Origin of the sequence: Dialister sp. UBA1703 (genome assembly GCA_002320515.1) — a bacterium.
In the GTDB taxonomy this organism is placed as follows: Bacteria; Bacillota; Negativicutes; order Veillonellales; family Dialisteraceae; genus Dialister.
The window spans coordinates 50,735-59,047 of the sequence record DCJJ01000086.1; the positions used below are offsets into that span (position 1 = coordinate 50,735).

4 protein-coding genes are annotated in these 8,313 nt (G+C 53.7%); all 4 read right to left on the reverse strand.

The genetic code is table 11. The features are described 5' to 3' along the window. Positions 1 to 14 precede the first annotated feature (14 nt). On the reverse strand, positions 15 to 1,934 hold the full coding sequence (locus B2Y11_RS04200) for a VWA domain-containing protein (protein ID WP_291056597.1): 1,920 nt from the start codon (positions 1,932 to 1,934) through the stop codon (positions 15 to 17). Further along, entirely contained in the window at positions 1,924 to 2,952 is a 1,029-nt protein-coding gene (locus B2Y11_RS04205; RefSeq protein ID WP_291056600.1) for an ATP-binding protein, read from the reverse strand. Before B2Y11_RS04205 ends, B2Y11_RS04200 begins: the two co-directional genes overlap by 11 nt. Positions 2,953 to 3,376: 424 nt before the next feature. After that, entirely contained in the window at positions 3,377 to 4,459 is a 1,083-nt protein-coding gene (locus B2Y11_RS04210) for a radical SAM/SPASM domain-containing protein (RefSeq protein ID WP_291056603.1), read from the reverse strand. Further along, positions 4,437 to 8,162 (reverse strand): cobaltochelatase subunit CobN, encoded by a 3,726-nt coding sequence (cobN, locus tag B2Y11_RS04215; RefSeq protein ID WP_291056605.1) that lies wholly within the window; start codon positions 8,160 to 8,162, stop codon positions 4,437 to 4,439. The genes B2Y11_RS04210 and cobN overlap by 23 nt, the downstream gene beginning before the upstream one ends. Between the last annotated feature and the right edge of the window lie 151 nt (positions 8,163 to 8,313).

Genomic DNA, 8,313 nt, shown 5'->3' on the forward strand with positions numbered 1-8,313 from the left:
GTACCGGGAACTCTTTACATATTGGCCGCCGTTCTCCAGATGTGGAGAAGCTGGTCTTCGGATATTTTGTCTACCTGGAAATAGGAGGCTCCCATGGCTTTGGCCAGTTTCTTGGCCAGGCCCAGTTTGATGAAGCCCGATTCTGTATCTATCACCGCCACAGGAATATTTCTCCTGCCAATGCGTTTGGCTTCTTCCAGGGCATCGGTGACCGGATTGGTTCCTTTATTGAGGGGACTGGTAGCCCGGCCGTCGGTGATGAGGATCATGACAGGGTCCTGGTTTGCATCCTGCCGGTAGAGCATATCCAGCACATCCTCCGCCTTGAGGAGACCCTTTGCCAGCGGCGTTTTGCCGCCGGTGGGCATGGAGGCCAGTTTTTTCTGGGCAAAGTCCACGGATCTGGTAACAGGAAGGAGGACTTCCGCCTGGTTTTTGCGGAAGGCTACCATGCCTACCCGGTCTCTCTTCTGATAGGCATCCAGCAGGATTTTGAAAATGACCCCTTTCACTGTTCTCATTCTCTCCCGGGCACCCATGGAGCCGCTGGCATCCACGACGAAGAGGAAAATATTTCCTGTCCTCTTCTCCCGGATTTTACTGCGGAGATCGTCCTTCCGGATTACTACGGCGCAGCCGTTGGAGGGTCTTGCTTTCTGGTAGGGAGCCGCAGCCCGGAGGGTGGCATCGAAGGCAATGTCCGATGTTTTTGCCTTTGGAATTTCTGCCCTCACATACCGTCCCTGCATAAGGTCCGTCATGGTGAGGCTTCGTTTCCCGCTTCCCTTTTTCGGTTTCCTGTCTTTGGATGGCTCAATCCACATGGGCGGCAGATTTACATGAAGGTCCGCATCGTCGATTCTCTCCCGGCTCTGGCCCCGGGGATTGGACATCTGGGCATTGTCTTCATTCTGCTCATGGTTGCTGTCATCCGCATCCTCCGTATCCATCTGGGGAGGCTGGGCCTCCGGCGGATGGCTGAATTCATTATCCTGGGGAGTCTGCTGCTCTTCTTCCTGCTGAGGCCTATTGCTTTCTTCCGGATGCTCCTGTGGCATTTCTTCTGCCGGTTCTGCCTGCTGCTCTTCCGCCTTTCTCATACGGTGAGGAAGGACGAATTCTGCTGCCTTTTCCAAATCCTTGGGGAGCACATATTTCCTGCCTTCCAGAGCTGCTTTCGCCCTGGCCGCCTCGATGAGGTAAATGTCCGCCCTATGGCCTGCCACATGGGCTTTCAGCGTATACACCGCCGCCAGTTGAATCATGGCGGAGGATACTTCCACCAGAGAAAGGGCCGCTCTGGCGTCTCTGATTTTCTTCTTCAGTGCGTCCGTTTCTTCCTGCCATTTGGCTCGAAAGGCCAGACCGTCTTTTTCAAAGTCCAGCACCCGGCGGATGATTTCCAGTCTTGTTTCATCATCATAGGACGGGTCCGCCTCGGCAAACAGGCCGAACCGGTCCAGCGATGAAGCGGAAAGGGTTCCGCTTTCCGGATTCATGACTGCCAGCACTGTAAAGGATGTTTGCCGTTCCTCAGAAAGGCCGTCTCTTTCCAGCCGGTAGCTGCCGGCTTCGCGGATGTTCAGCACCGCTGAAAGAAGATCGTCCCTGAGGAGGTTCACATCGTCAATATAAATGATTCCCTGATCCGCCTCGTCAATCAGTCCGGGAAGGAGTTTTTTATGACCGCTGCGGATTGCCTCTTCCGTATCAATGGAGCCGAAGAGCCTGTCCTCTGTAATGCTGATGGGGATTTCCACCCAGGGGGCATCCACCAGTTCTCTGGCACTTCGTACCAGGGTGGATTTTCCTGTCCCCTTTTCGCTGGACAGGAGCAGTCCGCCGGCAAAAGGGTTCACCAGAGTCAGAAGAATGGCTTCTTTGGCTTTTTCCATTCCGCAGATGGCGGCAAAGGGAAAAAGATTACGCTTCATCGTCGATAACCTTGTCCACTTCAGACCAGTCCAGTGTCTGTTCTTCGAAGGGACGGCGTCTCATACGATGGGGCAGGGCCAGTCTGGAAGCTTCCCGGATGTCTTCTTTGGTGACTTCTGTATGTCCTGCCACGGCGGCAATGGTTTCTGCCGTCTTGATAAGGGTAATGTCGGCACGATGGCCGTCTACGCCAAGGGTAATGGAAATTTTAGCTGCCAGAAGGAGAATATCATTGGAAGCAGTTACTTGGGGCAGAAGCTTCATGGCCCTTTCAATGCGGCGTACCTCTTTGGCCTGTTCGTCCTTCCATTTTTCAAGGAAGGGTTCCGGATCCGCTTCATATTCCAGTCTTCTCTTGATGATTTCCGCTCTCTTTTCCGGATCCTGTTCGCCCACTACCTTTACGGAAAGAGCAAAGCGGTCCAAAAGCTGGGGACGGATATCCCCTTCTTCCGGGTTCATGGTGCCTACCAGGGAGAAGCGGGCGGGATGGGAGTAGGAAATGCCTTCACGTTCCACCGTATTGATACCCATGGCAGCAGAGTCCAGAAGTACATCTACCACATGGTCGTCAAGCAGGTTGATTTCATCCACATAAAGGATGTTTCTGTTGGCATCTGCCAGGATTCCGGTTTCAAAGGAACGCTTGCCTTCGCGGATAGCCGCTTCAATATCCAGTGTACCTACTACCCGGTCTTCCGTGGCACTGACCGGCAGTTCTACCACCTTCATGGGAAGCATTTCCACCGGCGGTTCTTCGTGGTCGTATTTCTCATGGCATTCATCGCACCAGTTGGCCTTGTCATCAGGGTCGCAGTGGAAACGGCATCCTTTAATGCATTTTCTCGGCGGCAGCAGGTCTGCCAGCGCACGGACCGCCGTAGACTTGGCCGTGCCCTTTTCACCCTGGATGAGCACACCGCCCAGCTTTGGATTGACAACATTCAAAACCAGTGCCTTTTTCATAGTATCCTGCCCGATAATGGCAGTAAATGGGAATGTTCCCTGTCTTTTCATATGTCCTCCTTGTGTATTAGAAATAATAGTGAACTAGTGAACTAGTGAGCTGGTGAGTTAGTGGGCTGGTGGGCCGGTGAGCCTCTTCGCAGCCCGGGTTGACGGACCTTACAGGCCGAAGGTTCTCAGGGTTCTTACGTTTGACACGGCCTTCGGCCGTAAGGGTTGTGGTATCGCCGCTGGTACCTGGCGATACCACCTTTACCCCGGTGGGAAGCGTGTCACTGGATTTTCGGGTCACTACGTTCACCCTACATCCACTGCTGTCACCGACTCACTGGATTCTCAGGTCGCTTCCGCTCCCTTACGAATCCAGTTCGCTGGTGCAACTCCAGTTCCCTTGCCCCCCGCAAGCGGTGGCACAATGAACCTTCGGGATGAAAGCCCCGTCAGTCTTAAGAGCCCTTCCTTCATCAGTTTCCCGTCATAAATGGCTTTCTGCCAAGCCCTTCTTCTCCAGATACTTCCGGATGAAGAATTTCTTCATGGTGCATTCCGCTTCGGAAGGCCGCACGCGGCCCTCCCGGTCCAGCCAGCGAGAGAAGCAGCCGCCCCCGCAGAGGGGAAAATATTCGCAACTCCGGCATTTGGCCATGGCTGTTTGAATGAAATGGCCTACCTGTCTCACTTTATCCGGGTTCCGGCCTGTTTCTACTGTCCCCAGCCTGTATTTTTCCCGTCCCATGAGAGAGGAGCAGGCATAGATGGTGCCATGCACATCCACAAAGGCAGCCTCGCCGTTCATGGCGTAACACTGGGGAAATTCATAGTTTCCCGATTGGTGGAGCCTTGCCACCCGATCTTCCTGGGTGAAATGGATGTGCCGGCCTGTCACTTTCTCCAGCATCTGCATGCGGCGGTATACCGCTTCCAGCGCCTTCTCCATATCCTCCGGCGACGGCTCGTGAAGGGCGCTTCCCCTCCCCTGCTCCCGGAGGATGTCAAGGCCCACCTGGTGTACATTGCCGTAGAAATGGGCCATATCGGCTATGCCTGCCAGATCTTTCACCATGTCGTCAGTGACAACGCAGGTAATGCCGGTACCGATACCCTCCCAGGCCAGGTTCTGAAAGCCGAAGGCGGAGGCCTTTGACGAAGAGGAGCCGTCTTTCACCGGCCTCGTCCTGTCCATAACCGCTGGCCTGCCGTCACAGGAAATGCCGATGCCCACGTTATGGTCATAGAGGAAGCGGCCTATGTCCCTGGTAAGCAGGGAGCCATTTGTCTGAATCTGCATCTGGGCATTGAAATGGTTTTCCTCCACCACATGCACCAGTCTTCTAATCAGGGGAAAACGGAGCAGCGGCTCACCGCCGGAAAACTGGAGGAGGAATCGCTCTCCTGAAGCGCCGGCCATCATCACCGCTTTCACTGCCGTGTCCTCATCCATATCCACAGCGTCCACGTCTGACGCATAGCAGTAGCGGCAGGCGAAATTGCACCGGCCGGTCAGGGTGAGCACCAGCATACGGATAGGCGGCATGCTATTCATCATCATCTCCGTCATCTTCCAGCTCCCCTTCCACGGACAAGTAGAGCTCCTGCAGTTCCTGCTTCATTTCATCCCCAGCATTCCACATATTGCGCTGATCCGCTTCCAGAAGGGTTTCAGCCATATTCTGGAGAGCCCAGGGATTCACTTTCTTCATCCACTGCTGCATCTTGGGATCAAGAGCATACTTTCTGGCATACTGTTCATACATCCAGTCGTCCATGACGCCGCTGGTAGCATCCCACTGGAAGCTGATGGACAGGCGATTTGCCAGGTCAGTGGCTCCCTTGTAGCCATGCTTCATGAGGCCTTCAATGAATTTCGGGTTCATGGATTCGCTGCGGAAAACCCGTTTCATTTCTTCCTGCACCGTCTTTACGCCTACGGCGGAACGATTGGTGCTGTCCCCTACATAGGACTCCGGAGTCTTTCCGCCCAGACTCTTTACGGCGGCAATCATACCGCCATGGAAGGCGTTGTAGTCATCGGAACTTAAAATATTGCTTTCGTGATTTTCTTCATTCTTTACGGTGAGATCCAGGGAAGCCAGCCTTTTCTTGAAAAGCTCCGGCTTGAAAACGCCCCTGTTTCCGCCGCCGAAAACATGGCCGCCCCAGCGGACATACACATTGGCCAGGTCGTCCTCGGTCTGCCAGTTTTTGGAGTCAAGTACCGTATTTACGCCGGCGCCGTAGGTACCGGGCGCATCACCGAAAATGCGGAACGCTGCGTTTCTCCAGGCGTCATCGGCATCCACGCCCTCATCTTCCATGAGCTTCGTATCTTCTTTCACATGTTTTCTTACGAAATTGTCCTCATCGGACTCATCCAGGGAAGCTGCCAGAAGCACCGCCTTATCCATGAGCTCTGCCAGCTGGGGCAGGGTGTCCCGGAAAAGGCCGCTGATACGGCCGGTCACATCGATTCTGGGTCTCTTCAGTTCGGAGAGAGGAATGGCTTCCAGTCCGGAAACCTTGAGGCTCCCCTTCTGCCATACAGGACGGACACCCAGCATGTAGAGGAATTCTGCAATATCCTGGCCGGAGGAACGCATATTGGGGCCGGACCAGAGAACCATGCCGATATTTTCCGGATACTTGCCCTGGTCTGCAATGAATTTTTCAATCATCCGATCCCCCAGTTTCACCCCCAGCTGCCAGCCGGTAGGCGATGGCAGGGTTCTGGGATCCACGCCGTAGAAATTGCGTCCTGATGGAAGAAGGCTTACGCCGCCGGCATTGGGGGAGCCCGACGGCCCCGGTTCCACATACCTGCCATCCAAGGCATCCAGGGTGTGGTCCATTTCCTCTGTCGTTCTTTCGATGCGGGGTTCGATTTCCTCTGTTACGAAATGGAGCAGTTTTTCCAGCTTTTCCTTCCACTGCTCTTCTCCTTCCGCTTCCGGAAGGGCCATCGCCTGATGGACAGCCTCCTCCGTAAATCCGCCGTCCTGCAGGGTGCGGATCACCGTCCTAGTTTCTTTGCGGATACGGGTCATGAGCTCACCGTAGGTGCACTTCATATCTCCGTCCAGCTCGGAAGACCGGCTCTGGATGGTGTCCAGGGTGGTATGGTATTTCTCGGCCCACAAATCATAAATGGAAGGCACATTATCATTGGAAAGACGGAGCAGCTGCAGAATGCCGTCGGTCAGAAGATCCCCTTCCAATGGCTGGCCCAGGATATGAAGCCCCACATGGACTTCGCTGTCCTTCAGCTCTTCAATGTAATTATGGAGACTTGCCGCATATTCATCGAAGTCCGTTCCTTCTTCATAGGGAATGTCCTGATCCAGTTTTGCCTTCTTCACCAGTTCCAGAATAGGCTTTTCCATATCCTCCACGCCGTTTCCCGTTTCCTTCATATGGGCATATTCATCCATCGTCTTTTCCAGTTCGGAAATTTCATCATAGGCACCGGCATCGGAAACAGGAGCCGGCATATAGCCGATGAGGCAGCCGGCAGCCCGCCGCTTGGCAATCATGCCTTCGCCGGTAATGGTCATATGGTAGGGATATACGTTAGGAAGGTCTCCCAGGGCAATATCCGGATAGCTTTCCTCATCCAGCCCCACGCTCTTGCCCGGCAGCCATTCCAGGTTCCCGTGGGTACCCATATGAATCACCGCATCCGCCTTCCATACATTCCTAAGCCAATAGTAGAAGGCCAGGTACTGGTGGGTAGGAGCGATGTAGGGGTCATGGTACGCCTTTGACGGATCCATGCCGTACTGACGGGAGGGCTGCACCGTAAGGAACATATTGCCGTCCATGGTGCCGGGAATCAAAATATTTCCTTTTTCAGAAATCATCACATCCCCCGGCGCCTTTCCCCATTCCTCTTCCATCTTCTTCTGTGCATTGTCTCCCAGGGTATGGAAGAAATCCACGTAGTCTTTGTCGGACAGCTTCTGGCATTCCTCCGCCTGTTTTTCAGTCATCATGGAAATGTCATTGGTGGCATGGGAGGTCATGAGTTCGATGAACTTTTCCGTGGTCTCCGGAACGAAATCAATGGTATAGCCCTCATCCTTCATGCGGTTCATGAGACGGATGGCGCTTTCCATGGTATCCAGGCCGGAAGCGCTGCCGATATTGGAATTTTTAGCAGGATAATTATGGAAAATGAGAGCCACTTTTTTGTTCTCATTCTTCATTTTATGGAGACGCCCCCATTTACCGGCCTTTCCCACCATCCGGGAAATCCGTTCGGGAATGGGTTTAAATTCCACGCTGCCGTCGTCCTTCTTTACCCTGCCTGCAACAGGCACGCCATGGATAACGCCGTCCAGCTCCGGCATGGCAGCGGCAATAGACGTTTCGATGGCATTAAGCCCCTCTCCGTTTTCCCGCCATTCCTTCTCCGATACCAGGAGCGTATAGGCGGCCAGAATGGGGACATTCAGTTTTTTCAGCGTTTCAAGGCTGGCTTTCCCGCTGCCGGTAAGGGAAAATTTCATGGTACTTACCAGGGAATCAATAACCCCTTTCCCGTCCTTCATGAAATAGGTGGAAATCACATCGGACAGAGTGGGCATACCCAGGCTTGTATCGGGAGAACCGTTAGCAAACACAGGAAGTACATGGTACCCCTGTTTCTCCGCTTCGTCTATGAAGGCATTCTGGTAAGACAGGTCGCCCCAGATCCATTCCTCCCGGTAAAACAGAAGACCGATTATCGGCTTATCATCGGATGAAAATTTTTGAAGGAATGCGTCCCGGTCTGTGGTAAATCCGCCTTCCCTGTCCCTGTCATAAATACCGGCCCAGGTATAGCTCTGCGGCGCCGGCGGTTCCGGCAGGGACTTGTCAAAGAGGGAAGAAGCGTAGAGCCAGAGATTTCTGAAATTTTCCATACCGCCATAGAGACAGTATTCCCGGAACTTCTTCATCATGTCATCGGTAAGGGCCCCGCTGTGTTCCGCCGTATTTCCATCCACCGCATCCACAAAGTAAGGAATCCCCGATTTTTCCAGGAAGCTGCGGCAGTCCCTCCAGAAACGGGACTTCAGGCCGTTCTTCATGAGGTGGATCATTACCAGGGAGGCGCCCTTCATCTTCCTTTCCCAGGAACGGTTCCAGTCACTGGTCCGCTCCAGAAAAACGGGGATGCAGAGGTCGGAAATCCTTCCTTCCTCCTGCAGTCCGTCACAGGCCTTCTTAATGGCAGCATATCGTCTGTCATGGTTCGTCATATAGATAATCTTAATATCGTCCATACATACCTCTTTCTTTGGAAACACGGGGACACGCTTTTGACGTGTGAGGCAGGGAATCAGGATTTTCAAAATCTGAATCAATATTCCCCCACCGGCAAGCTCACCGGCAGCCAGCCACTAGGGAAGTGCTGATTAAATCGTTATCGGATTT

Excerpts from the sequence above, each read along its gene's own strand:
- B2Y11_RS04200 (WP_291056597.1), bottom strand. The coding sequence starts at position 1,934 with ATGAAGCGTAATCTTTTTCCCTTTGCCGCCATCTGCGGAATGGAAAAA.
- B2Y11_RS04205 (WP_291056600.1), bottom strand. The coding sequence starts at position 2,952 with ATGAAAAGACAGGGAACATTCCCATTTACTGCCATTATCGGGCAGGAT.
- B2Y11_RS04210 (WP_291056603.1), bottom strand. The coding sequence starts at position 4,459 with ATGACGGAGATGATGATGAATAGCATGCCGCCTATCCGTATGCTGGTG.
- cobN (WP_291056605.1), bottom strand. The coding sequence starts at position 8,162 with ATGGACGATATTAAGATTATCTATATGACGAACCATGACAGACGATAT.